Annotated in this window: 20 protein-coding genes; 17 read left to right on the top strand and 3 right to left on the bottom strand. The window is 66.4% G+C overall.

Annotation, left to right across the window (positions count from 1 at the left end):
* Positions 1–9: 9 nt before the first annotated feature.
* The 13 genes from ACQKQA_RS00640 to ACQKQA_RS00580 all read left to right on the top strand — a co-directional run bounded on the left by ACQKQA_RS00640 (position 10) and on the right by ACQKQA_RS00580 (position 15,956).
* Positions 10–726: a response regulator gene (locus tag ACQKQA_RS00640; protein ID WP_427552402.1), complete on the top strand. Its 717-nt coding sequence runs from the start codon at positions 10–12 to the stop codon at positions 724–726.
* Complete coding sequence (locus ACQKQA_RS00635; RefSeq protein ID WP_427552401.1) at positions 723–1,505, top strand: substrate-binding periplasmic protein; 783 nt, start codon at positions 723–725, stop codon at positions 1,503–1,505. The genes ACQKQA_RS00640 and ACQKQA_RS00635 overlap by 4 nt, the downstream gene beginning before the upstream one ends.
* Positions 1,502–3,808 carry an ATP-binding protein gene (locus ACQKQA_RS00630; RefSeq protein ID WP_427552400.1) on the top strand — a complete coding sequence of 769 codons (2,307 nt, stop codon included), beginning with the start codon at positions 1,502–1,504 and terminating at the stop codon, positions 3,806–3,808. The genes ACQKQA_RS00635 and ACQKQA_RS00630 overlap by 4 nt, the downstream gene beginning before the upstream one ends.
* A gap of 207 nt (positions 3,809–4,015) precedes the next feature.
* Entirely contained in the window at positions 4,016–5,425 is a 1,410-nt protein-coding gene (locus ACQKQA_RS00625; RefSeq protein ID WP_427552399.1) for an amino acid permease, read from the top strand.
* A 407-nt stretch (positions 5,426–5,832) separates the two neighbouring features.
* A complete protein-coding gene (locus ACQKQA_RS00620) occupies positions 5,833–6,624 on the top strand; it encodes an enoyl-CoA hydratase/isomerase family protein (RefSeq protein WP_427552398.1) in 792 nt (263 codons plus the stop codon).
* Between the two features lie 75 nt (positions 6,625–6,699).
* Positions 6,700–7,860, top strand: coding sequence for an acyl-CoA dehydrogenase family protein (locus tag ACQKQA_RS00615; protein ID WP_427552397.1), 1,161 nt, complete (start codon positions 6,700–6,702; stop codon positions 7,858–7,860).
* 18 nt (positions 7,861–7,878) lie between these two features.
* Positions 7,879–9,978 carry an acetate--CoA ligase family protein gene (locus ACQKQA_RS00610; RefSeq protein ID WP_427552396.1) on the top strand — a complete coding sequence of 700 codons (2,100 nt, stop codon included), beginning with the start codon at positions 7,879–7,881 and terminating at the stop codon, positions 9,976–9,978.
* Between the two features lie 10 nt (positions 9,979–9,988).
* A complete protein-coding gene (locus ACQKQA_RS00605; protein ID WP_427552395.1) occupies positions 9,989–11,596 on the top strand; it encodes a 5-guanidino-2-oxopentanoate decarboxylase in 1,608 nt (535 codons plus the stop codon).
* Between the two features lie 28 nt (positions 11,597–11,624).
* Entirely contained in the window at positions 11,625–12,815 is a 1,191-nt protein-coding gene (locus ACQKQA_RS00600; RefSeq protein WP_427552394.1) for a pyridoxal phosphate-dependent aminotransferase, read from the top strand.
* Complete coding sequence (locus ACQKQA_RS00595) at positions 12,808–14,223, top strand: aldehyde dehydrogenase family protein (RefSeq protein WP_427552393.1); 1,416 nt, start codon at positions 12,808–12,810, stop codon at positions 14,221–14,223. The genes ACQKQA_RS00600 and ACQKQA_RS00595 overlap by 8 nt, the downstream gene beginning before the upstream one ends.
* A gap of 46 nt (positions 14,224–14,269) precedes the next feature.
* Positions 14,270–14,971: an NAD(P)H-dependent oxidoreductase gene (locus ACQKQA_RS00590; RefSeq protein ID WP_427552392.1), complete on the top strand. Its 702-nt coding sequence runs from the start codon at positions 14,270–14,272 to the stop codon at positions 14,969–14,971.
* Between the two features lie 154 nt (positions 14,972–15,125).
* Positions 15,126–15,671: an RNA 2',3'-cyclic phosphodiesterase gene (gene thpR, locus ACQKQA_RS00585; protein WP_427552391.1), complete on the top strand. Its 546-nt coding sequence runs from the start codon at positions 15,126–15,128 to the stop codon at positions 15,669–15,671.
* A gap of 90 nt (positions 15,672–15,761) precedes the next feature.
* Complete coding sequence (locus ACQKQA_RS00580) at positions 15,762–15,956, top strand: hypothetical protein (protein ID WP_427552390.1); 195 nt, start codon at positions 15,762–15,764, stop codon at positions 15,954–15,956.
* 22 nt (positions 15,957–15,978) lie between these two features.
* Here ACQKQA_RS00580 and ACQKQA_RS00575 read toward each other — a convergent pair whose 3' ends face one another.
* Positions 15,979–16,464 carry an adenosine-specific kinase gene (locus tag ACQKQA_RS00575; RefSeq protein WP_427552389.1) on the bottom strand — a complete coding sequence of 162 codons (486 nt, stop codon included), beginning with the start codon at positions 16,462–16,464 and terminating at the stop codon, positions 15,979–15,981.
* Positions 16,465–16,620: 156 nt separating this feature from the next.
* Positions 16,621–20,121: a hypothetical protein gene (locus ACQKQA_RS00570; protein ID WP_427552388.1), complete on the bottom strand. Its 3,501-nt coding sequence runs from the start codon at positions 20,119–20,121 to the stop codon at positions 16,621–16,623.
* Positions 20,122–20,441: 320 nt separating this feature from the next.
* On the opposite strand from ACQKQA_RS00570, the gene ACQKQA_RS00565 reads away from it, so the two are divergent.
* From ACQKQA_RS00565 to ACQKQA_RS00550, 4 genes are all read left to right on the top strand, one after another.
* Complete coding sequence (locus ACQKQA_RS00565) at positions 20,442–20,720, top strand: DUF3303 domain-containing protein (RefSeq protein ID WP_427552387.1); 279 nt, start codon at positions 20,442–20,444, stop codon at positions 20,718–20,720.
* Between the two features lie 112 nt (positions 20,721–20,832).
* On the top strand, positions 20,833–21,105 hold the full coding sequence (locus ACQKQA_RS00560; protein ID WP_427552386.1) for a DUF4242 domain-containing protein: 273 nt from the start codon (positions 20,833–20,835) through the stop codon (positions 21,103–21,105).
* Positions 21,106–21,392: 287 nt separating this feature from the next.
* Positions 21,393–22,382 (top strand): hypothetical protein, encoded by a 990-nt coding sequence (locus ACQKQA_RS00555; protein ID WP_427552385.1) that lies wholly within the window; start codon positions 21,393–21,395, stop codon positions 22,380–22,382.
* Complete coding sequence (locus ACQKQA_RS00550) at positions 22,379–23,416, top strand: hypothetical protein (protein ID WP_427552384.1); 1,038 nt, start codon at positions 22,379–22,381, stop codon at positions 23,414–23,416. The genes ACQKQA_RS00555 and ACQKQA_RS00550 overlap by 4 nt, the downstream gene beginning before the upstream one ends.
* Positions 23,417–23,479: 63 nt before the next feature.
* Here the strand turns inward: ACQKQA_RS00550 and ACQKQA_RS00545 are convergent, their stop codons facing one another.
* The gene (locus ACQKQA_RS00545) at positions 23,480–23,833 is read right to left on the bottom strand and encodes a hypothetical protein (RefSeq protein ID WP_427552383.1); all 354 of its coding nucleotides are present in this window, start codon (positions 23,831–23,833) and stop codon (positions 23,480–23,482) included.
* Positions 23,834–24,166: the final 333 nt, after the last annotated feature.

Raw genomic sequence — 24,166 nt, 5'->3', positions numbered from 1 at the left:
CAACAAGCGATGACTCCTCGGGTATTGATCGTCGATGACGATCCGCTGATTCGCGAACTGCTGCATGCCTATCTCTCCCAGGAAGGTTACGAGGTGCACTGCGCCGAGACGGCGGAACTGGCCGAGACCTTCCTGGCCTCCCACGTGGTCGACCTGGTGATGCTGGACATCCGTCTGCCCGGCAAGGACGGCCTGACCCTGACCCGCGAGCTGCGGGTGCGTTCGGAAGTGGGGATCATCCTGATCACCGGGCGCAACGACGAGATCGACCGTATCGTCGGCCTGGAATGCGGCGCCGACGACTACGTGATCAAACCCCTGAATCCGCGGGAACTGGTGTCCCGGGCGAAAAACCTGGTGCGCCGGGTGCGTCACGCCCAGGCCGGCAAGCCCGAGCCGGCGATTTCGCGCCCGGTCAAGCAGTTCGCCGCCTGGACCCTGGACACCGACCGCCGGCGGCTGATCGACCGGGCCGGGGATGAAACCCTGTTGACCCACGGCGAATATCAACTGCTCAGCGTGTTCCTGCGCAACAGCGGGCACACCCTGAGTCGCGACCAGTTGATGGACCAGATCCGCAACCGCGAGTGGGTGCCCAGCGACCGTTCCATCGATGTGCTGGTCGGCCGCCTGCGGCGCAAGTTGCACGACGACCCGGCCGAGCCGCAGCTGATCATCACCATCCACGGTGCCGGTTATCTGTTCACCGCCAGCGTGGCGGCGTGAAGGCCACGGGGCGCTGGCTGGCGCTGCTGGCGCTGCTGGCGGCGGCCGGCGCGACGGCCGCCGAGCGCATCCGCTACTGCGACTACCCGGTGTATCCGCCGATTTCCTGGAGCGATGGCCGGCAGGTGCGCGGCCTGGCACCGAACGTGGTCCGGCAGCTGTTCGGGCAATTGGGCTATGAGGTCGAGATCGTCGTGCTCGGTAACTGGCAGCGCTGCCTGCTGGACGCCGCCGAAGGGCGGGTCGACGTGGTCCTGGCCTACAGCACGGCCCAGCGCGAACAGAGCATGCGCTTCTCCAGCGTGCCGGTGCTGCGCGAAGAGGTCGCGGTATTCGTCAATCGCCGGCATCCGGTGCGTTTCGAGCACCTCGAAGACCTGGCCGGTTACCGCGGCGGGCTGCTGTTCGGGGAAAGCTACGGTGTGGATTTCGATCGCTTTGTCGCCCGGCACGGCAATATCGAGTGGGTCTCCGACAGCCAGCAGAATTTTGGCAAGCTGATTCGCGGCCGCATCGACTTCATCACCCAGGAGCGACGCACCGGGCAGCTGTTCGTCGAGCACCTGCCGGGGGCCGAGGACATCGTGGCCTTGCCCGCCGCCTTGAGTGTCGACTACCTGCGTATCGCCGTCTCGCGACGTTCACCGCTGGCCGCGCGCATGGCGGATATCGACGCGCAGCTGCAACGCATGGTCGAGGCCGGGGAGATCGAACGCTGGCTGAACGAAAGCGAGGCCACCTACCGCGACATGATCAAGCTGCCGGCGGACGCCCGATGATCGGCGCCCGGCCCGGTGGACTGCTGCGGCGCCTGCTGCTGTTCATTCTGCTGTTCAGCCTGTGTTTCACCGTGCTCGCCAGCACCGTGCAGCTGTACTTCGAGTACCGCCGGGAAATGCGCGAGATCGATGCGCGCATGGCGCTGATCCGCGCCGGTTACCTGGCCAGCCTGGAGCGCAGCCTGTGGGACTTGAACCAGGAGCAATTGAACGTGCAGTTGCGCGGCCTGGTGGACTTCTCCGACGTGGCCCGGGTGTGCCTGAGCAGCCCGGACTTCGACCTGGTGCAGGGCAACCCCGAGCCGAGCGGGCCGCTGCGCATCGAGCGTTTCGAGCTGGACTACCAGCCGCCGAGCGGCGGCTCGCGGCACCTGGGGCAACTGGAAGTCAGCACCGACCTGGGGGCCGTGCACCGGCGCCTGTACGCCACCGGGCTGACCAGCCTGTTGTGGATGAGTGTGTTTCTCTGCGGCCTGGCGGTGGCGCTGTCGGGGTTGTTCTACCGGCTGGTGACCCGCCACCTGCAAGTCATGGCCGGGTTCGCCCGACGCATCGCCGCCGGCGACTGGCACGAGCCGCTGCACCTGGACAAGAGCCCGCGCGGCGGCGAAGACGAAATCGATACCGTGGCCCACGCCCTGGATGACCTGCGCCGGGCGGTCCTCAGCGATATCCACCGCCGCGAAGCCGACCGCCTGGCCTTGCAGGACAAGCGCGACGAGCTGCAGAAAATGGTCGAGCGGCGTACTGCCAGCCTGATGCGCGCCAAGGACGAGGCCGAAGCGGCCAACCTGGCCAAGTCGCGTTTTCTCGCCACCATGAGCCACGAGTTGCGCACGCCGCTCAACGGCATCCTCGGCATGGCCGAACTGCTGCGGGGCGCGGGCCTCGACGAGCGCGACGGCAAGCGCCTGGAAGCGCTGTACAAGGCCGGTGAAGGCCTGCTGGCGATCCTCAACGAGGTGCTGTATTTCGCCCGGCTGGAGGAGGGCGAAAGCCATCCGGAACCGGTGGACTTCTCGGTCCGGCAACTGCTCGACGAGGTGCTGACGCTGCTGGAGCCCCGGGCCGCGGCCAATGCCACCGAACTGCACAGCCGCATCGATCCGCGGCTGGCCGAGCGCCTGCACGGCGCCGAGCAGTTCCTGCGGCAGGTACTGAGCAACCTGCTGGCCAATGCGATCAAGTTTACCGCCGGCGGGCAGATCCAGGTCGCGGTCGAAGTGCTGTCGCCCGCGGCCCAGGGCGGCCAGCACCTGCGCCTGAGCGTCAGTGACAACGGCATCGGCATCGCCCCGGCGCTGCAGGAGAAGATTTTCGAGCGCTTCACCCAGGCCAGCGAAGAGGTGGCGCAGCGTTATGGCGGTACCGGCCTGGGCCTGGCGATCAGCAAGCATCTGGTGGAGTTGCTGGGCGGGCGCATCGGCGTCGAGAGCGAAGTGGGGCGGGGCAGTCGCTTCTGGTTCGAGCTGGAGTTGGCGGCGGCCACCGGCGAGGCCGAAGTCGCGGTCGCCAGCGCCGCGGTACAGGCGCTGGAGATCCTGGTGGTCGAGGACGTGGCGCTGAACCGCGAGGTGGTCAGCGGCCTGCTGGAGAGCGACGGGCACCGGGTGTGGCTCGCCGAAGAGGGCACCCAGGCCCTGGCGCTCTGCCAACAGCGGCGTTTCGACCTGATCCTGCTGGATGTGCATCTGCCCGGCATCAGCGGCGTCGAACTGTGCAAACGCATTCGGGGCACGCCGGGGCTCAACAGGGACTGCCGGATCTTCGCCCTGACCGCCAGCGTTCAGCCGGCGCTGGTGCGCAGCTACCGGGACGCCGGCATGCAGGGCATCCTGGCCAAGCCGCTGAAACTGCAGAGCCTGCGCCAGGCCCTGGCCGGGCAGGCGCCGATGACGGAGGCGGCAGCGGGCGCCGAAGCGCTGAATGACAACGCTCTGCTCGATGAAACCCGGGACGACGAAATCCTCGACCGGGGGTTGCTGGAGACCCATCGCGCCTTGCTCGGGACGGAGAAGCTCAAGGGCCTGCTGACGGTGCTGCGCGACGCCCTGGCCCAGCACCGGGTGGCGCTGATGGATGCCATCGAGGCCGACGACTGCACGGAGATCGCCCATCTGGCCCATCGTCTGGCCGGGAGCAGCGATTCGATGGGGCTGCGGGCCCTGGCCAGTGTCTTGCGGGCGCTGGAGACGGCGGCGCTGGGCAACGACCGGCAGGCGGTGCAGCAACTGGCGCCGCGGCTGCACGCGCAATGGCAACGCTCCACCCAGACCCTGGCCGCGCTGCTCGACGCCCGATAGACAAAATCCTTACGACTTTTTACATCTTCGATCTTTACGTTCAACGCGAACTTACATGGCTTTCCAATAATCGCTCGAACCGCGCCGCGCGCGGTCTTCGAAGCTTATTGGAGATAATAATAATGAACTGCCGTAAAGCTGATCCTTCCCCGCGCCCTGACGTCCTGTCGGCCGTCGCCCCCTTCACTGACCGCTGAGGGGACCGACATGAGCGAATCTATCGAACGCAAAGGCATCCACCTGACCCGTGCCCTGAAGAGCCGGCACATTTTCATGTTGTCCCTGGGCGGGGTGATCGGCACCGGCCTGTTCATGGGCTCCGGCGTGATCATCAACCAGGGTGGCCCGGTCGGGGCGATCCTGGCGTACCTGGTGGCCGGTTTCCTGATGTACCTGGTGATGGTCTGCCTTGGCGAGTTGTCGGTGCAGATGCCGGTGTCCGGCTCCTTCCAGACCCACGCCACCCAGTTTATCGGTCCGGCCACCGGCTTCATGATCGGCTGGGTGTACTGGATGAGCTGGGCCACCACCGTGGGTCTGGAATTCACCGCGGCCGGGATGCTGATGGTGCGCTGGTTCCCGGCCGTGCCGATCTGGTACTGGTCGGCGCTGTTCGTGGCGGTGCTGTTCGGCCTCAACGCCCTGGCGACCCGGGCCTTCGGTGAAGCGGAATACTGGTTCTCCGGGGTCAAGGTGGCGGCGATCCTCGGCTTCATCATCGTCGGCGTGCTGGTGATCTTCGGCGCGGTGCCGCTGACCAGCGGCGCCCCGGCCCCGATGATGAGCAACCTGATCGGCGACACCCTGTTTCCCAACGGCCTCTCGGCGGTGTTCGCGGTGATGATGACCGTGGTCTATGCCTTCCAGGGCTGCGAGATCATGGGGGTGGCGGCGGGGGAAACCGACCGGCCGGAGAAGAGCATTCCGCGGGCCGTGCGCAACGTGGTGTTCCGTGTGCTGATCTTCTACGTGCTGGCGATTGTCGTGCTGTCGGCCATCGTGCCCTGGCAGCAGGCAGGGTTGATGGAAAGCCCGTTCGTCCAGGTGTTCGACATGGTCGGCATTCCTTATGCCGCCGACCTGATGAACTTCGTGATCCTGACGGCGATCCTCTCGGTCGGTAACTCGGGCCTCTATGCCTCGACCCGGATCCTGTGGGCCATGTCCAAGACCGGCATGGCGCCCAGGAGCCTGGCGCCGCTGAGCAAGCGCGGCGTGCCGCTGCGGGCGCTGAGCATCACCCTGTGCTTCGCCCTGGTCTCGTTGATGACCAGCTTCGTCGCCGCCGACACGCTGTTCATGGTGCTGATGGCGGTGAGCGGCATGTCCGGCACCGTGACCTGGATCGTCATCGCCCTGGCGCAGTACAAGTTCCGCCGCGCCTATATCCGCGATGGCGGCAAGCTCAGCGACCTGAAGTACCGCGCGCCCTGGTTCCCGCTGCTGCCGCTGCTGTGCATCGGCCTGTGCTGCTCGCTGTTCGTGTTCCTGGCCATGGACCCGACCCAGCGGCCGTCGTTGTACTGGGGCTTCGGCTTTATCGCGATCTGCTACGGCGCCTACTACCTGGTGCAGCGCAAGCGCCAGGCGGTACTGGCCCCGACCGTGCCGGTCTAGTTCCGGCCGCCGCCACGAAAAACGCGACAGTTATCTGTCGCGTTTTTCGTTGATGCCCACCACACCTGTAGCCGCTGCCGAGCCAAGGCGAGGCTGCGATCGGGGCGCAGCCCCGTAAAGCGGGCGACGCGGTGTTGCTGATCCACGGCGGCGCCCGTTGCGTCGGAGTGTCGCCCAGGGCCTGCTCGCAACCGCCGCTCCCTCTGTAGCCAGTTGTTCAAAGTTGTAACGCCGCGCCGGCCCCGCGCCGCGAAATAGAAAAATAACTCAATAAAAACAATCGGATAGCGCCTGTTTACCGCTGTTACAAGGCCCAGGGCCGTGGATTGTGGTCTTGTTGAACACTTGTTTAGTATCGACCCCAAGCCGTCCCCCTCAAGACCCAACACCATCATTCGAGGCCTCACATGACTACTCCATCGTCGCTGCTCAGCCAGGTCGAAGCGGGCGTTGCCTGGATCACCCTCAACCGCCCCGAGCAGCGCAATGCGCTGGACATTCCCACCCTGAAACGACTCCACGCCCTGCTGGACGAGTACGACGCCGACCCGGCGGTGCGGGTGCTGGTATTGACTGGCAGCGGTCGCAGTTTCTGCGCCGGTGCGGATCTGGCCGAATGGGCCGAGGCCGAGGCCCGGGGCGCCCTGGAAAGCTACGGCTGGACCGAAACCGCCCACGGCTTGATGAGCCGGCTGTACAGCCTCGGCAAACCGACCATCGCCGCGATCAATGGCACCGCGGTCGGCGCCGGGATGGACCTGACCCTGTGCTGCGACCTGCGGATCGCCGCCCGGTCGGCCCGGTTCAAGGCCGGCTACACCAGCATGGCCTATTCGCCGGACGCCGGCGCCAGCTGGCACCTGCCGCGGCTGATCGGCAGCGAACAGGCCAAGCGCCTGCTGTTCCTCGATGAACTCTGGAGTGCCGAGCGGGCCCTGGCGGCCGGGCTGGTCGGCGAAGTGTGTGCCGATGAACAGCTGCCGCAAGTGGTCGGGGAGTTGGCCGCGCGCCTGGCCAGCGGTCCGACGTTCGCCTTCGCCCAGACCAAGCAGCTGATGCGCGAAGGCGTCGCGCGCAGCTTGCCCGAGCAACTGCGCGCCGAGTTGGCCGCCGGCCTGTTGTGCGGGCGCAGCGCGGATGGCGCCGAGGCCTTGCGCGCCGCCACGGAAAAACGAGCGCCGAACTTTATCGGGCGCTAGTCACACACGGCCGCGCCCCGCGAGCAAACCCGCGGCGCGATGCCGATTCAATACAACCCATCATCAGGTAGCCCCATGAATTTCCAACTGACCCAAGAACAAGAAATGTTGGTGGATTCGGTTCGCAGTTTTGTCGCCAGGGAGCTGCTGCCCCATGAAGAGGCGGTGGACCGTGCCGACGAGGTATCCCCGGAGCTGGCCGCGCAGATTCGCGGCAAGGCCATCGCCGCCGGTTTCTATGCCTTCAACATGCCCGAGGAAGTCGGCGGCGGTGGCCTCGACTATCTGTCCCAGGCGCTGATCGAGCGCGAGCTGTCCAAGTGTTCCTGGGCCCTGCATGTGTTCGTCGCGCGGCCGTCGAAGATTCTCATGGCCTGTACCGGCCAGCAGATCGACGACTACCTGCTGCCGTGCATCCAGGGCGAGAAGATCGATTGTTTTGCCCTCACCGAACCGGGCGCCGGCTCCGATGCCAACGCGATCAAGACCCGCGCGGTCCGCGATGGCCAGGACTTTGTGCTCAATGGCAGCAAGCACTTCATCAGCCACGCCGGCCACGCCGATTTCGCGATCGTCTTCGCCGTGACCGACACCTACGAGCACAACGGCCGCCAGCGCAACGCCGTGACCGCCTTCCTGGTGGACCGGGGTACTCCGGGCATGACCATCCGCCGCGGCCCCAAGTGCGTGAGCAACCGTGGTTATCACACCTACGAGCTGTTCTTCGACGACTGCCGGGTACCGGCGTCCAAGGTCCTGGGCGAGGTCGGCAAGGGTTGGGAGGTGGCCAACGCCTGGCTCACCGCCGGGCGCGTGATGGTGGCGGCCAATTGCGTCGGCCAGGCCCAGCGCGCGCTGGATGTCTCGCTGCAATGGGCGGCGGACCGCAAGCAGTTCGGCCAGCCCATCGGCAGTTACCAGGGGGTGTCGTTCAAGCTGGCCGACATGGCCACGCAGATTCGCGCGGCGGAGCTCTTGACCCTGCACACCGCCTGGAAAATGGACCAGGGCAGCATGACCGATGGCGAGGCCGGCATGGCCAAGCTGTTCGCCAGTGAAGTGCTGGGCCGGGTCGCCGACGAAGCGGTGCAGATCTTCGGCGGCATGGGCCTGATGGACGAAGGGCCGGTGGAACGGATCTGGCGCAATGCCCGGATCGAGCGGATCTGGGAGGGCACCTCGGAGATCCAGCGCCACATCATTTCCCGCGAACTACTGCGCCCGCTGTTGCGCTGATCGGCCTGGAGAATGTTCATGTCCCAGAATCTTCGCGACAACCTCAAGCGCCTGCTCGCGCCGCGCCACCTGGCCTTCGTCGGTGGCCGCAGCATGGCCCGGGCGCTGCGCCGCTGTGCCGAAGGCGGCTATCAGGGCCAGATGTGGCTGGTCAATCCGCAGCACGCCAGCCTCGATGGCGTGCCGTGCGTGCGCAGCGTGGCCGAGTTGCCTTGCGCTCCGGACGCGGTGTTCATCGCCACCAATCGGGAACTGACCCTGGCCTGCGTCGCCGAACTGGCGGCCAAGGGTGCGGGCGGGGCGATCTGCTATGCCTCGGGTTTTGCCGAGACCGGCGCCGCGGGCCAGGCGCTGCAACAGCAGTTGCTGGAGGCAGCCGGTTCCATGGCGCTGCTGGGTCCCAACTGCTATGGCCTGCTCGACTATCTGCACGGCGCGGCGCTGTGGCCGGTGGCCCATGGCGGCCGGCCGGTAGAGAAGGGGGTGGCCGTACTGACCCAGAGCGGCAACTTTGCCTACAACCTGTCGATGAGCGATCGCTCGCTGCCGGTGGCGTACATGGCTTCGGTCGGTAACCAGGCGCAACTGGGCATCGCCGAACTGATGGAGGTGCTGCTCGACGAGCCCCGCGTGACCGCCATCGGCCTGCACCTGGAAGGCCTGAAGAACGTACCCGGCTTTGCCAGGGCGGCCTGCAAGGCCCTGGAGAAGGGCATTCCGATCGTCGCGCTGAAAACCGGGGTGTCGCAGATCGGCGCCGAACTGGCCTTGAGCCATACCAGCTCGTTGTCCGGTTCCGACGCGCTGTACGACAGCTTGTTCGAGCGCCTCGGGGTGATCCGCGTCAGCGGCCCGGTGAGTTTCGTCGAGACGCTCAAGGCCGCCGCCTGCGGCACGCTGCCGACGGGCGACAGCCTGGTGGCGCTGGCCTGTTCCGGTGGCGATGCCGGGTTGATCGCCGACTACGCCGAGCGCAACGAACTGCAGCTGGTCGAACTCGACCAGGGCCAGCGCAGCGAACTGGCCCAGGTGCTGCCGGGCTACGCCAACCTGGTCAACCCGCTGGATTTCACCACGGCGATCTGGGGCGATGCCGAGGCCCTGACCCGGATGCTCGACACGGCACTGCGCAGCACGGCCGACGCGGCCATGCTGGTGCTCGATTACCCGGCCGAGTTCACCGGCGAGCGCAAGGAGTGCGACCTGCTGCTGGAACTGTTCTGCGCGGCGCTGGTGCGTCACGGCAAGACCGGTTTCGTCACCTCGGCCTTTCCCGAGCTGCTGCCGGCCAGCGCCCGGGAGCGTTTGCACAGGCAGGGCGTGGCGGCCTTGCAGGGCGTGGAGGAGGGGCTGGCGGCCTGGGGGCGGATCGTGCGCTATCAAGGCCGGCGCCAGGCGCTGCTGGACCTCGGCGAAGCGGCGCTGGTGCCGCTGTGCCCGCAGGCGCTGCCGGAGGGCGGGCGGCTGCTCGACGAGTGGCAATCGAAACAGGCCTTGCACGCCTTCGGCCTGCCGATTCCCCGTGGGCTCTTGAGTACCCCGGCCGAGGCCTTGCACGCGGCCGAGGCAGTGGGCTATCCGCTGGTGCTCAAGGCGGTCAGCAGCCAGTTGCCGCACAAAACCGAGGTCGGGGCCGTGGCGCTGAACCTGCAGGGGCCCCAGGCCTTGGCGGCGGCGCTGGAGCAGATGGCCGCGCGGATCGCCAACTGCGCGCCGTCCGTGGCCTTCGACCGGGTGCTGCTGGAACCCATGGCCCGCGCGCCGCTGGCCGAGCTGATTGTCGGCATCAAGCGCGAAAGCGATTTCGCCCTGGCGCTGGTCATCGGCGCGGGGGGGATCCTGGTGGAGTTGCTCAAGGACAGCCGCAGCCTGTTGCTGCCGACCACCGACGGCGCCATTCGCGCCGCCGTGCTCAGCCTGCGCAGCGCGAGCCTGCTCCAGGGGTTTCGCGGCCGCGAAGCGGCGGATCTCGATGCCCTGGTGGCGGCGATCCGCGCCGTGGCGGACTACGCCTGCGAAAACGCCGGGCAGTTGCTCGAACTCGATGTGAACCCATTGTTGGTCGGTGCCCGGGGCACCGTTGCGGTCGATGCGTTGATACGCCTCGGCCAGGCCTGAGGAGAGAAACATGCACAGTACTACCTTGACCGGTGGCCAGGCCCTGGTGCGCCTGCTCGCCAACTACGGCGTCGACACCGTGTTCGGCATTCCCGGGGTGCACACCCTGGAGCTGTACCGCGGCCTGCCCGGCAGCGGTATCCGCCATGTCCTGACCCGTCACGAGCAGGGCGCCGGCTTCATGGCCGACGGTTATGCCCGGGTCAGCGGCAAGCCGGGGGTGTGTTTCGTCATCACCGGCCCCGGCGTGACCAATGCCGCGACCGCCATCGGCCAGGCCTACGCCGACTCGATCCCGATGCTGGTGATTTCCAGCGTCAACCACACGGCCAGCCTCGGCAAGGGCTGGGGCTGCCTGCACGAAACCCAGGACCAGCGGGCGATGACCGCACCGATCACGGCGTTCTCGGCAGTGGCCCTGAGCGCCGAAGACCTGCCGGAACTGATCGCCCGCGCTTACGCGGTGTTCGACAGCGAGCGCCCGCGCCCGGTGCATATTTCGGTGCCGCTGGACGTGCTGGCCGCGCCGGTGGCCCGGGACTGGAGCGCCGAGGTGCGGCGCCGCCCGGGGCGTGGCCTGCCGGCGGCCGGCATCCTGGACCAGGCGGCGGCCAGGCTGCAGGCCGCCAGGCGGCCGATGATCATCGCCGGGGGCGGGGCGCTCGACGCGGCGCAGGAGCTGCAACAGCTCAGCACGCGGTTGGCCGCGCCGTTTTTCAGCAGTGTCGCCGGCAAGGGGTTGCTGGCGCCGGAGGCGCCGCTGAACGCCGGTTCGACCTTGTGCGTCGAGCCGGGCTGGCAACTGATCGGCGAAGCCGATGTGGTGCTGGCGGTGGGCACCGAGATGGCCGACACCGACTACTGGCGCGAGCGCCTGCCGCTGAACGCCCAGCTGCTGCGGGTGGATATCGACCCGCGCAAGTTCAATGACTGTTACCCCTGCACCCTGGCCTTGCGGGGCGATGCCCGGCAGACCGTCGCGGCGCTGCTGCAACGTCTGGCGCCAACGCCACGGGACGCGACGGCGGCCATCGATGCCGTGGCGCGGCTGCGCGCGGCGGTGCGCGCCGGCCATGGCCCCTTGCAGGCGATTCATCAGGCAATTCTCGAGCGGGTGGCCGCGGAGCTGCCGGAGCAGGCTTTCATCAGCAGCGACATGACCCAGCTGGCCTACACCGGCAATTACCTGTTCCCCAGCCGGGCGCCACGCAGCTGGTTGCACCCCACGGGCTACGGCACCCTGGGCTATGGGCTGCCAGCGGGGATCGGCGCCAAGTTCGGCGCCCCGCAGCGCCCCGGCCTGGTGCTGGTCGGCGACGGCGGCTTTCTCTACACCGCCCAGGAGCTGGCGACGGCCGTCGAGGAGCTGGACAGCCCGCTGGTGGTGCTGCTGTGGAACAACGATGCCTTGGGGCAGATCCGCGACGACATGCTGGGCCTGGATATCGAGCCGATCGGCGTGCTGCCGCGCAATCCGGATTTCCTCGCCCTGGGCCGCGCCTTCGGTTGCACCGTGGCCCAGCCGCGCAGCCTGGATCAATTGCAGGACGAGTTGCGCAGCGGTTTCGGCCGCAACGGCGTGACCCTGATCGAACTCAAGCACGCCTGCGCGCGCTGACCCTCAACCTTTTTTCGGGGCTATGACCATGCGTTTTTCCCATCTGACCCAACGTATCGCCGGTGACGGTGCCGCCGCCTGGGGTATCCACTACCGGGCCCTGGCCAAGCAGGAGCAGGGCGAAGACATCCTGCTGCTGTCGGTCGGCGATCCGGACTTCGACACCCCGGTGCCGATCGTGCAGGCGGCCATCGACAGCCTGTTGTCGGGCAACACTCATTACACCGACGTGCGCGGCAAGCGCAGCCTGCGCGAAAGCATCGCCCGCAGGCACCGGCAACGCAGCGGCCAGCCGGTCGACGCCGACCAGGTGACGGTGCTGGCCGGGGCCCAGTGCGCGCTGTTCAGTGTCGCCCAGTGCCTGCTCGATCCGGGCGACGAAGTGCTGGTCGCCGAGCCGATGTACGTCACCTACGAAGCGGTATTCGGCGCCTGCGGCGCGGTGGTGGTGCCGGTGCCGGTACGTTCCGAGAACGGCTTTCGCGTGGCGCCCGCCGATGTCGCTGCGCGCATCACCCCGCGGACCCGGGCCATGGCGCTGAACAGTCCGCACAACCCGTCGGGCGCCAGCTTGCCGCGCGCCACCTGGCAGGCCCTGGCCGAGTTGTGCATCGCCCATGACCTGTGGCTGATTTCCGACGAGGTCTACAGCGAACTGCTGTTCGACGGCGAGCACATCAGCCCGGCCAGCCTGCCGGGCATGGCCGAGCGCACGGCGACCCTCAACAGCCTGTCCAAATCCCATGCCATGACCGGGTGGCGGGTGGGCTGGGTGGTGGCGCCGCCGGCGTTGGTGGCACACCTGGAAAACCTGGCCCTGTGCATGCTCTACGGCTCGCCGGAGTTTATCCAGGACGCCGCCGTCGCGGCGCTGGACAGCGGCTTGCCGGAACTGGAGGCGATGCGCGAGGCCTATCGCCAGCGCCGCGACCTGGTCTGCGAGTGCCTGGCCGATTGCCCCGGCGTGCGGGCGCTGAAGCCCGACGGCGGGATGTTCGTGATGGTCGATATCCGCGAGACCGGGGTCAGTGCCCAGGTCTTCGCCGATCGACTGCTGGAGCGCCATGGGGTGTCGGTACTGGCCGGCGAAGCCTTCGGCCCGAGCGCCGCCGGGCATATTCGCCTGGGGCTGGTCCTCGGCGCGGCACCCCTGCGCGAGGCCTGCCAGCGGATCGCCCGCTGTGCCCGTGAGTTGTTGGAGGTAGCGGTCGATGCATAAGTACAGCCGGCTGTTTATCGATGGGGCCTGGCGCGAGCCGTCGGGGCAGGGCATGGCCGAGGTCGGCAACCCCGCCACCGAGCAAGCCATAGGCGCGGTGCCCCTGGGGGACGAGCGCGATGTCGACAGCGCCGTGGCCGCGGCCCGGCGCGCCTTCGGCCCCTGGTCGCGCACGCCGTCCCGTGTGCGCGCCGGTTATATCCGTGCGCTGGCCGAGCAGTTGCGCCAGCGGGCCGACGAGATGGCCGCGCTGATCACCGCCGAGCTGGGTATGCCGGTGCAGTGGTGCCGCGCGGTGCAGGTCGACGGACCGATCGTCGGGCTGGAGCAGTACGTCGAGCTCGCCGCGCTCATGGATCAGGTGCGCGAGGTCGGCAACTCGCTGGTGATCCGCGAGCCCGTGGGCGTCTGCGCCTTTATCAATCCGTGGAACTATCCGTTGCATCAACTGATCGGCAAGCTCGCGCCGGCCTTGGCGGCGGGGTGCACGGTAGTGGTCAAGCCGAGTCAGGAAACGCCGCTGCATGCCTTTCTGCTGGCGCAGATGATCGAGGCCATAGGCCTGCCGGCGGGGGTGTTCAACCTGGTCAGCGGGCCGGGCGCGAAGGTCGGCGAGGCCCTGGCCCGGCACCCGGATGTGGACATGCTGTCGTTCACCGGCTCCACCGGCGCCGGGGTGCGCGTGGCCCAGGCCGCGGCGCCTTCGGTGAAGCGGGTGTGCCTGGAGCTGGGCGGCAAGTCGCCGCTGTTGATCGGCGAGGATGCCGACCTGGCCGCGGCGGTGCGCTATGGCGTGCAGGACGTGATGATCAATTCCGGGCAGACCTGCACCGCGCTGACCCGCATGCTGCTGCCGGCCAGTCGTTATGCCGAGGCCCTGGAGCTGGCCGTGGAAGAAACCCGGAGCCTGGTCATGGGCGATCCCCTGGACCGGCAGAGCTTTCTCGGGCCGATGTGCTCGGCCGCCCAGCGGCGCACCGTGCAGGAGTACGTCCGGCTCGGCCAGGAGGAAGGCGCGCGGCTGCTGTGGGGCGGTGAGCCGCAGCCGGGGTTCGAGCGCGGCCACTATGTGAGCCCGACCCTGTTCGCCGACGTCGACAACCGCATGCGCATCGCCCAGGAAGAAATCTTCGGCCCAGTGCTGTGCCTGATTCCCTATGCCGACGAGGCCCAGGCCGTCGCGCTGGCCAACGATTCGCCCTTCGGCCTGTCCAGCGGGGTCTGGGCGGGCAGTGCCGAGCGGGCCCTGGGCCTGGCCCGGCAACTGCGTGCCGGGCAGTGTTTCATCAACGGCGCGGCGTTCAATTACCAGGCGCCGTTCGGTGGCTACAAACAGTCCGGCAACGGTCGCGAATGGGGTGAAGAAGGCCTGGGCGAATTTGTCGAAATCAAGGCGATCCAGTGCTGAGTCCTCACGCTCTGCCTCTTTTGGAACATGTCTTAAGGAAACCTTCATGAACGTACTGATCGTCCACGCCCATCCCGAGCCACGCTCCTTCACCGCCGCCATGCGCGACCAGGCGCTGGCCACCCTCGAGGCCCAGGGGCACCAGGTGCAGGTCAGCGACCTGTACGCGATGCAATGGAACCCGGTGGCCAGCGCCGCGGACTTTTCCTCCCGGGAGAATCCCGACTACCTGGTGTACGCGCTGGAACAGCGGCTGGGGGTGAAAAACCAGTCGATCGCCGCGGACATCCAGCAGGAACTGGACAAGCTGCTGTGGGCCGACCTGCTGATCCTGAACTTCCCGATCTTCTGGTTTTCGGCGCCGGCGATCCTCAAGGGCTGGATCGACCGGGTACTGGTGTCCGGCATCTGCTATGGCGGCAAGCGCTTCTACGACCAGGGCGGTCTGCGCGGCAAGAAGGCGCTGGTCAGCGTCAGCTTGGGCGGTCGCGAGCACATGTTTGGCGAGGGGGCGATTCACGGGCCGCTGAACGACATGCTGCGGCCGATCCTGCGGGGCACCCTGGCCTATGTCGGGTTCGAGGTGCTGGAGCCGTTCGTCGCCTGGCATGTGCCCTATATCAGCGATCAGGCCCGCGAGGCGTTCCTGATGGCGTACCGGCGGCGGCTGGAACAGGTCGCCGACGACCTGCCCATCGAGTTCCCGCGCCTGTCGCAGTTCGACGAGGCGCTGCATCCCCTCGGCTGACGGTTCCCGAGGAGGCCGACAGAAGGAGCGGGCGGCGGATTTATACTCTGGGTTCCAGGGCACCGCCCTCAGCACGGCTTGCTGGCCGATGGCCGGTGGTCCGGGCCGATCCAGACCGGTCGATGCCGGGCAACCCCAATGGGAGGACAGGGCAATGAACGATGAATCCCGTGAGCCGGGCGAGCCGTTCAAGCGGCTGTTCTTCGCCTTGCCCTGCGCCGCCGCGCAACGCCGGGCCATCGCCCAGTGGCGCGGCGCCCTTGGGCTGCGCAACGGCCGTCCGGTGCCGGCGGAAAATTTTCATCTGACCCTGATGTTCCTGGGCTCGGTCGCGGCGGCGCAGGTGCCGGACATCTGCGCCGCCGCGGCGAGCGTGCGCACGTCCGGCGAGCCGTTGCACGTCCCCCTCGACCGCCTGGAGGTCTGGCGCCGGGCCGGGGTCTTGTTGCTGGCCCCGGCCCAGGCGCCGCTGGAGTTGCGGCAACTGGTGTATGCCTTGCAACAGGCGCTGCTGCCCCTGGGGCTGGAGGACTCACCCCGGGAATTTCGTCCGCACCTGACCTTGATGCGCGACTATCGGGCGCCGGTTCCCGAGTCCGAGACCGCTCCCGACTTTCACCTGAATACCCGGCATTTCGCCCTGTTCGAGTCGCATAAGGGCCGTTATCGGCCACTGGCCGAGTGGACGCTGGTGCGCTGAATCCGTATGAGCGCTTCGCCGATCGGCCGAAACCCGTGTGCTCCAGGGCCTGGGCGTTATAGTTGAGGGGCGAAGCAACGGGAGGGGGCCATGCGCCAGATCGTCAGCAGAGAACCGTGGTGGGCGGCGCCGCCGAAGCCGGGCCAGGATGAGGCCGAGCTGGAGTGGGGCTGGCTGGTCACCTACAACGAGGGCGAGCCGCGGTTCGAGTTCGTCAAGGAACGGCCTTCGGACCAGGAGATTCGCCACCGCAAGAGTTGCCGGACCACCCCGTCGCCGGAGTAGTCGCTGGGTCCGGGGCCGGCACTCACTGCTTGTAGCCGATCTGCCGCAGCAGGTTCTTGCGCCACAGGATATCGGCGTCGCCTTCCAGGCCCTTGGCGCAGAAGCCATCCACCACCCCCAGCACCGCCCGGCCCTGTGCCGTTTCCACGAGAATCACCTCGGTGGGGTTGGCGGTCGCGCAGAAGATGCGGCACACCTCGGGCACCATCTTGAGGGTGTTCAGCACGTTCAACGGATAAAAACCGTCCCCGAGAAACAGGATAAAGCTGTGGCCGGCGGCGATGGCCTGGGCATTTTTCTGCGCCAGTTCGATCATCGCCGGATCGCTGCCGGACCAGCGCACCAGGCATTGCCCCGAGGCTTCGCAAAAGGCCAGGCCAAAGGCGATGTTCGGCACGGCGCCGACCAGGGCTTCGTGGATGTCCTCGACGGACTTGATGAAATGCGTCTGCCCGAAAATGAAGTTGGTGGCTTCCGGCTTGTCGATGTTCACGCTGATCAGTTGCATCTCGAACCGCTCCTTGCCGAGGTCGCGCGGCGTTGGGGGGCGTTGCCAGAGGGGGCTCCCGCCGCAGCCCGTGAGCGGGGCGGCGGGATGCTCTGGCAACAGATCAAGCATAGCCACTCATAGGCCGGCGCCTGGTTCGCTCCTGACCGGCAGTGCCTAGAACTTCGCGTAGTTCAACACGTCGACGATCAGCGAACCGCCGACACCGGTCAGCGACAGCAGCAGGGCCCGCACCAGGGGTTCTTGCGAATAACTTGAGAAGGCCCCGGTATTGAGGGCAACGATGCGTCCGCGAATCAGTTCGAGTTTCTTGTAGATAGGTGAGTCTTCGGGGGTTTCCAGCCGGTAGTTGTCAAGACGCTGCAGCGCCGCGCCGCGGGCCTGTTCCGCGGCACCTCGCAGCGACAGCGCGGAAAGGAGCAGGATCAGGGTGGTCAGCAGGAACGAAATGACGATGCTGGGCGGTGTCGGCCAGTTGTCGAACACGCTGTTGCGCGACGCAATCAGGATCAACATGACCACCGTCGGGGCATAGATCAGGCGATTGACGGTGGCTGTGCGCTTGGCGATCAGTTGCATGTCCATCCAGTCGTCGATGCAGGGGTGCAGCGGCATGCCGAACACCCTCTGGTGCTCCTGGCGTAACGCCCTTGGCCAGATCGCGTAGTGCTTGCTCAGGTGGCGGATGAACCGTGTCAGCAGGCGGTTGGCATCGACCACCCAGAACACCAGCAACTGGAAGGTCAGGGTCGGCAGCAGCCAGCTCAGCATCCAGATCGGCGAGTCGCCCCGGATGGGCGTTCCTTCCATGGGCCAGAGCACGAAGAGCACGCTGGTGGCCACGACGAAGATCCAGGTGGCGAGGATGCTGCGCAGCATCCGGGCACCGAAGGTGCCACCCACGCAGTGTTCTTTCCAGAAGCGGGTGACGAAAATGATCAGGCGCTTGTCGGCGACATAGGACTGGATCGCGGTCGTCAGTCTCTGGGGCATGTGCCAGTCGCGAGTGTTGGAGGAGAGCGGGAACAGGACCAGGAACAGGCAACGTCCCAGGGCGGCTCGCCACTTTTGCAGCGTCGTACCCTTTTCTCGATGAACGAGGCGCAGTAGCAGCCCCCACAGGCTCATGCGCAGCCTGCCCATGTACTGATCCAGGTGGTAGGCCTTTTCGATCTCGCTACTGTTGATGCGCAGGGTGCGCCAACCCCAGGCCAGCGCCGAGATCGAGATGATCACGGCGAGCAGGCGCAGGGCCACGGTGGGCCAGGCGCTGATGCCCTCGAACAGGAACATCGGCTCGCCCAGCCCGTCCGCCGTCAAGGCGCGGCGGATCTGGTACATCCACAGCAAGGCCAGGACGAAGGCGACGATCGGCACCACGACGTACCACGCCGAAGCGTCGAACAGCCGGCTGGCTGCCTGGACGGGGACCTGTCCGGAGGGCGATGGTTGGCGCTGCAGTTGGATCAGTCCTGAGCAAATGATGCCTAACAGGATCAGCACGAAGCTGGCCCACATGAACTCCACGCGCCAGAACTGCACGGCGAGCCAGGCCGACAGCCCGGACACCACATACAGCGTCAGCGGGATACTGCGCACCCAGGGCGGCAGTTTGTCGTCGCTGGATTGCACATAGGTCCACCACCAGCCCAGGAGGACCACCAGGACCAGGAGGATGAACGACAGCGGTCCGGCCCAGAAAAACGACTGTCGTTCATCGAGCGTGTCGCGTGCCGACTGGGAGAGTTCGGGGTAGGGCGATGGCGACGGATCCTGCAGGCAGCGCAGTGCCATGATGTCGTTCGGTCGTGGCTGGGATCGGTCCGGTGCGGTGCAATCCCTGGGGCGTGTTTCGGTGAGCTGGCTCGACAGGGGGATGAAGCCGCTGATCCCCACCTCATAGATGCCCGGCGACAGCAGTTCCGACTTGTAATCGAACCGCGCCCGCTTGACGTCGTAGGCCTGGGGGGCCTGCGCCGCCAGGACCGCGACGAAAACGGCGCTTTGCAGACTGTCGCGGAACGGCGGGACATCCTGTTGCAGGGCGCGGGTCAGCGTGAGGCCGTAGGGCGCCGCCAGGACCAGGTTGCGGGTGGTCTGTGCCTGGCCGCGCTGGAGCATGCGCGCATCGAGGTTGGTGGAGAAAAACACCTTGTTCGGCATCTGGCTTTTGAGGGCCTGCAGGACCAGCAGCTTGTCGTAGGTGTCGGCCCCCAGCACACCGATGGCGCCGATACCGCTGGTGCCATTGCGGCGATAGGTTTCGTCCGCGCGCTGGATGTGATCGGCGAGGCGGCGCAGGTAATCGAGCTGGGAATTGCCGTCGGACTTCTCCAGCGGGCTGAGATCCAGGGCGTTCTTGTCCTTGCTGTTTTTAGTGTCATCGGCGCCGGGCGCCTTGTTGCCGCTGGCGGCTTCCTCCGGCAGGCGCCCGTCCACGCCGCGCAGATAACTGAAGCGCAGAACCCAGTCATTGACCGCCACCTGGTCTTTGCCCTCGAGGCGTGCGTCCTTGGCCACCTGGGATTTGAAACTCTCGATCAGGGCGCGGCTGTAGAAACTGTCCCACTCGGAGACCAGCGCAATGCGATTGGAGCGCTGCCAGCCTCCCGGGTCGCAACGGGTGCCGACCCGTAGCGGTGCTCCTTCGCTGCATTGCACACCCGCCACCGGATCCACATGGCGCAGCTTCAGCTCCTCCAGCAACAGGCTCGTCATGATGCCGTCGTCGCTGACGGTGCGCAGCAGTTTCATGGGCGTTTTCGGCGTCGCGGCCTGGTTGGGCGAGGGTTTGCCCAGGGCATGGATCAAGGTTTCGTAATCCGCGGTGGCCAGGGGTGAGTAAATCTCGATATTGGCGCTGGCGTGGCCGTTGGCTTCGTCCCGGTACATGTCGAGCAGGACTTTCGAGGTGGAAGGGCCGATGACCTTCAGCGGTGCCGGGTCGGGCGATTCCGCATGAGCCTTGCTTTGCAGGGAGAGACGCAAGGTTTCAAGTCGTTGCAGCGGTTCCGGACCCAGATGCTCCTGTTTTACCCAGAACAGCAGGGTCTGGGCGGCTGGGTGCTGGAGGCCGTTGATGTCCGCAGGCGGGTCGAACGGATTGGCGACGAAGGTTTCATAGGGGATTTCCGCGAGCTTTGGCTTGCCTTGCGCATCGGTTTGCAGTTTGTCCGACAAGTCGTCGGCCAGGGTCAGGCAGCGGATGTGCTGCTCGTCCTCGGGGACCATGCGCGAATTCTTGAACCCCGCCAGGATGGCATAGCGAATGCGCCGGCGCAGTTCCACTTCATCGGCATAGGGACCGTCTTCGACCAGCGCCACCATGAATCGGGGCAACTCTGGCGGTTGTTGCGGCTTTTCGGCGTCCAGTACCGAGGGCTTGTCGATAACCAGATCGGGGCTGCACTCAGGGTCGGTAGCCGAGGCCTTGCCGCCGTCCTTGAGCCGTTTGCGATAGCGCTCGAGCGCATCGAACGGGTCCTGCCACAGCCGGGCTTCTATCGGTGCCTGCGCCTGGAACTGGGCGCCGGTGGGCCGTGGCTCGAGGAACGGCTCGCGGGTGAGGGCGAAGGTCGAGACGACCAGGCTGAGGATCAGGGCGCTGCCAGGCAGCCAGAGGACGAGGTTGTTACCCGAGCCGTTGCTGTTGTCCATGGTCTTTTCCCCTTCCTTAGGTATAGGGCGACCGTTAGGCGTAGGTATAGACCCCGGATGAGGCTTTATCTACTGGCTCCCGAGGCTGGAACGAGGGCGCGGCCCGAGCGCCGACCGGCGGCTGCGCGCCCGGGCCGGGAGCGGGCGGGAAACAGGATCGGCGGTCATGCGTCGGCAGCGGGAGGCTGCTATTCCTTCCCATGGGAGCAAGCGATTCTGACCAGCCGGAATGCGGGTCGATACCGACGCGTGGCCGTGGTCGCGGTGCCCGCCAGGCGCGCGCAGAGAACAACGGGTGCCAGTCTCGCAGGAGGTGGCAGATGTTATTCATTGTCAGTTGGTCAATCAGCCCCGAACATCGCAACAGCGCGATCGAGCGCTTTCTCAAGACCGGCGGGGCGCCGCCCGCAGGCGTGAGCATGCTGGGGCGCTGGCATACCGTCGGCGGCATGACGGGCTTTGGCATCGCGGAGACCAACGATCTCACGCTGATCCAGAAATGGGTGCTCGAGTGGAGCGACCTGCTACGTATGGAAGTGCACGCGGCGTTGACCGATGAACAGGCCGCGCCGCTGTTGGCGGCCGCGCTTGGCAGGTAAGTCAGGGGGCAAGCAAACCGTTGGTGATCCGCCGAGGGCTGTGCGCCTCGGCAAACACGGGGCAACGCGGGTTCGCCGGCGTGCCCCGGCCATTCACGAAGTGGAGGTTGTCATGCCGAAGTTCGTCATCGAGCGCGAGATTCCGGGGGCCGGAGCGCTTTCGCCCCAGGACCTGCAAGGGATCTCGCAAAAATCCTGCAAGGTTCTCAGTGAGCTGGGGCCGCAAGTGCAGTGGCTGCATAGCTACGTCACGGGCGACAAAATCTACTGCGTCTATATCGCTGCGGACGAGGCGCTCGTCCGGGAGCACGCCAGGCTAGGCGGCTTTCCGGCGGACCGGGTCTCCCGGGTCACCTCGATCATCGATCCGACGACGGCGGAGTAGGGGCTGCCTGAACTCGAAAATCTTAAGGAGACTGTAGGAGCGAGCTTGCTCGCGATGGACTTGAGAGCGCCGCGTTTACCCAGTCAGTGCGCGGTATCGTTAACGTCCATCGCGAGCAAGCTTCGCTCCTACAGTAACGGGTCGGGATTAGCTTTTTTGTGGGCGCAGCGTGTCGTGGGGCGGTACGCTGGGCGTCTTGATAGACAACGGCCGTGCAGCGCCTGGCTATGCTGTCGAGTCGATAGCCGGCATGCGGCCGGCCCCTATCCACCAGCCCCCAGAGCGCCATGAGAAAAACCACCCAGCAGCTGTTGCTCCACGAAATCGCCGACTGGCGCCACCGTGGCCTGATCGACGCCGAGGCGCAGCAGCGCCTCGGCGCCTTGTACGAACACCCCGAACACCGCCTGTCCACCGTGCTGCAATGGTTGGGCATCGGCGCGGTGCTGCTGATCGGCATGGCGGTGCTGGGCGGCCTGGGCCTGCTGGCCGAGTCGGTGCTGGTGGGGGCGCTGCTGTTTTTCGCCGCCGGCATCGGGTTGTGGCTGCTCGGCGCGCGACTGGCCCGCGACCCGGCGCGGCGTATGCCCGTCACCGGGGTGGCGATCCTCACCGTCGGCCTGATCCTGATGGGCGCCAGCCTGTTGCTGGGCAGCGCCGACAGCGAGGCCGGTGAGTTCGGCAATCTGCCGCTGGCCTTGCTGGCCACCGCTGCCATGAGCATCGCCACCGCCTATGGCTACCGTCTGCGCTGGCCGCTGTTGCTGGGCCTGCTCTGCGCCTTCCATGGCCTGGGTTCGTGGGAGCGCTACGGCGGTCATGGCAGTTACTACTTCGACATCCAGGACCCGCGCTCGATGGCGGTGATCGCCGGGCTGACTGCGCTCCTGGGGCTGTGGCATCAGCACGCCGAGGACCATGCCTTGCGCCGCTTCAGCGGCTTCGGGCGGCTGTATGTGATCTTCGGGCTGCTGTATTTCAACTGCTCGCTGTGGTTCCTCAGCCTGGAAGACCCTTACCGGCAGACCCTGACCTGGACCCTGCTGTTCACCCTCGGCGCGATCGCCCAGCTGGTGCTCGGCGCGCGCTTCAAACACCCCAGCTTCACCGGCTTCGGCGTGGTGTTCCTGGGTATCGACCTGTACACGCGCTTTTACGAATACGCCTGGGAACACCTGAGCGCCGCGCTGTTCTTTGCTGTGGCCGGGGTGATCGGCATGCTCCTGGGCTGGTTGTTCGAACGCACCGCGCTGCGCGCCGGGGAGGCTGACCTATGAGTCCGGATCGCCGCAATCGCCAGGTGCGCAACGCCCTGGACCAATGGCTGCGCGACGGCCTGATCGACACCCAGGCCCATGGGCGGCTCGCCGGGCTGTATTCGCTGACCCGTTGGGACTGGCGCTCCCTGGGGCGCTGGTTCCTGACCTTCGGCGCCATCAGCCTGGCCGCCGGGGTGTTTATCCTGGCCCATGAGCACCTGACGTTCACCCTGCCGAAACTGGCGGCCAGCCTCGGGCTGCTGACGGTCGGGCTGTTCGTCGCCGGGCGCTGGTCGCTGGGCAAGCAGCTGAAGCTGCTCGGCACGGCGCTGGAGCTGCTCGGCGGCTTTGCCCTGATCGGCCTGAGCCTGGTGCTGGGCATGATCTACTCCGATGGTTCGGGCAACTGGCCGGCGTTGTTGCTGGTGGATCTGTTGCTCCTGCTGGCGCTGAGCTATGCGCTGAACAACGTCCTGCTGCTGACCCTGTGCAGCGTACTGTTCTTCGTCTGGTTCGGCGGGCGCAGCGGTTATGAATCGGGGTGGAGCGCCTATTGGTTCGGCATGAACTACCCGCTGCGGTTTCTCGCCGCGGCGGTGGCCATGGCGGTGTTCGGTTTTGTCCATCTGCAGGGTGAGGCGTCCTGGCTGGCGCGCTACCGGGGCTTTGCCAAGGTGTGGATCTCCGCCGGCCTGTTCATGGGCCAGATGTCGCTGTGGCTGCTGTCGCTGTTCGGCAGCTACGAGTTGATCGACGGTCCCTGGCACCTGGCCGAGGCCGGTGAGCTGGTGCTGTTCAACGGGCTGTGGGCGGCGGTCAGCCTGGGTCTGCTGGCCCTGGGCATTCGCCTGCGGTTTTCCATGCTGGTGGGCTACGGCGCGACCTTCTTCATCATCCAGCTGTACACGCTGTTCTTCACCCAGCTGGCGGAAACCCTGGGCTGGTTCGTCAGTCTGCTGATTGCCGGTGGCAGCCTGCTGGGGCTGGTGATCTGGCTGGAGGGCGAGCGACAGAAGCGTCGGGCCGATCCGGACGAGGCCGAAGCGGTTTAGGGCAGGGCGGTCAACGGGGCCTGCCCATGTCTCGCAGAGTCGAACATGGGCAGGAAACGAACCTTAGGCTGTCAGGCGTTTTTCGATATCCCGATAGGTTTCGCTATCGGTCGCGGCCAGCAGTTTGCGGCCGTCCTTGAAGGTGGCGATGAAGGTCACCTCGGTTTCCTTGCCGGCTATCAGGTAGCCCGCAATGGCGCCCACCGGGCCCAGCAGCATGGCCCCGGCGATGCCGTAGCCAATGGCGTCCCTGTTGGTGATGCTGTCCTGTGTCGCGATTTCCAGACGTTTGAACGCCGAGGCTTTGACCTCGACCCCCGGAGAAGGGTTGGTCGCAGTGGCCAACCGGAAGACTCCCTGACGGTACTCACCATTCCCCTGTAGAAAATCACCAGCCAATACGTTGATCTTTGCCATGTTGAATGTCCTTCTCCAAGCATTGCGGATTGACCATACAGCGCTGCCCCGGGCCCACCGTCAATGGGTGGGCGATGAAGGGCAGTACCGCTGATCGCCATGTTGCAATTCACAGCATTGGCCGCCGTCGAAGGCGCCTCATTGATATAGATCAGTTTCCCGCAGTCAGCACACTGCCGCTCGTCCGTTTGATTCGGCGCGGGCTGTAGCGCTGTTTTCGGATATCCGCCGCTCAGGCTTGCTATGTTAAGAAATGTTAGATTGAAAAAATACTTCACATAATCCGATCATTGGTGGATGATCGGCCACAACCTGTAGGACAAGCCGATAACA

The sequence above is a fragment of the Pseudomonas sp. NPDC089530 genome, from assembly GCF_050280705.1.
Taxonomy (GTDB): domain Bacteria; phylum Pseudomonadota; class Gammaproteobacteria; order Pseudomonadales; family Pseudomonadaceae; genus Aquipseudomonas.
This window is presented reverse-complemented; position numbering and strand designations above follow the sequence as displayed.

Coding starts and splice junctions, on each gene's coding strand:
- ACQKQA_RS00590 (WP_427552392.1), top strand. CDS start 14,270: ATGAACGTACTGATCGTCCACGCCCATCCCGAGCCACGCTCCTTCACC.
- ACQKQA_RS00615 (WP_427552397.1), top strand. CDS start 6,700: ATGAATTTCCAACTGACCCAAGAACAAGAAATGTTGGTGGATTCGGTT.
- thpR (WP_427552391.1), top strand. CDS start 15,126: ATGAACGATGAATCCCGTGAGCCGGGCGAGCCGTTCAAGCGGCTGTTC.
- ACQKQA_RS00570 (WP_427552388.1), bottom strand. CDS start 20,121: ATGGACAACAGCAACGGCTCGGGTAACAACCTCGTCCTCTGGCTGCCT.
- ACQKQA_RS00575 (WP_427552389.1), bottom strand. CDS start 16,464: ATGCAACTGATCAGCGTGAACATCGACAAGCCGGAAGCCACCAACTTC.
- ACQKQA_RS00630 (WP_427552400.1), top strand. CDS start 1,502: ATGATCGGCGCCCGGCCCGGTGGACTGCTGCGGCGCCTGCTGCTGTTC.
- ACQKQA_RS00620 (WP_427552398.1), top strand. CDS start 5,833: ATGACTACTCCATCGTCGCTGCTCAGCCAGGTCGAAGCGGGCGTTGCC.
- ACQKQA_RS00625 (WP_427552399.1), top strand. CDS start 4,016: ATGAGCGAATCTATCGAACGCAAAGGCATCCACCTGACCCGTGCCCTG.
- ACQKQA_RS00595 (WP_427552393.1), top strand. CDS start 12,808: ATGCATAAGTACAGCCGGCTGTTTATCGATGGGGCCTGGCGCGAGCCG.
- ACQKQA_RS00600 (WP_427552394.1), top strand. CDS start 11,625: ATGCGTTTTTCCCATCTGACCCAACGTATCGCCGGTGACGGTGCCGCC.
- ACQKQA_RS00580 (WP_427552390.1), top strand. CDS start 15,762: ATGCGCCAGATCGTCAGCAGAGAACCGTGGTGGGCGGCGCCGCCGAAG.
- ACQKQA_RS00565 (WP_427552387.1), top strand. CDS start 20,442: ATGTTATTCATTGTCAGTTGGTCAATCAGCCCCGAACATCGCAACAGC.
- ACQKQA_RS00605 (WP_427552395.1), top strand. CDS start 9,989: ATGCACAGTACTACCTTGACCGGTGGCCAGGCCCTGGTGCGCCTGCTC.
- ACQKQA_RS00545 (WP_427552383.1), bottom strand. CDS start 23,833: ATGGCAAAGATCAACGTATTGGCTGGTGATTTTCTACAGGGGAATGGT.
- ACQKQA_RS00610 (WP_427552396.1), top strand. CDS start 7,879: ATGTCCCAGAATCTTCGCGACAACCTCAAGCGCCTGCTCGCGCCGCGC.
- ACQKQA_RS00640 (WP_427552402.1), top strand. CDS start 10: ATGACTCCTCGGGTATTGATCGTCGATGACGATCCGCTGATTCGCGAA.
- ACQKQA_RS00555 (WP_427552385.1), top strand. CDS start 21,393: ATGAGAAAAACCACCCAGCAGCTGTTGCTCCACGAAATCGCCGACTGG.
- ACQKQA_RS00560 (WP_427552386.1), top strand. CDS start 20,833: ATGCCGAAGTTCGTCATCGAGCGCGAGATTCCGGGGGCCGGAGCGCTT.
- ACQKQA_RS00550 (WP_427552384.1), top strand. CDS start 22,379: ATGAGTCCGGATCGCCGCAATCGCCAGGTGCGCAACGCCCTGGACCAA.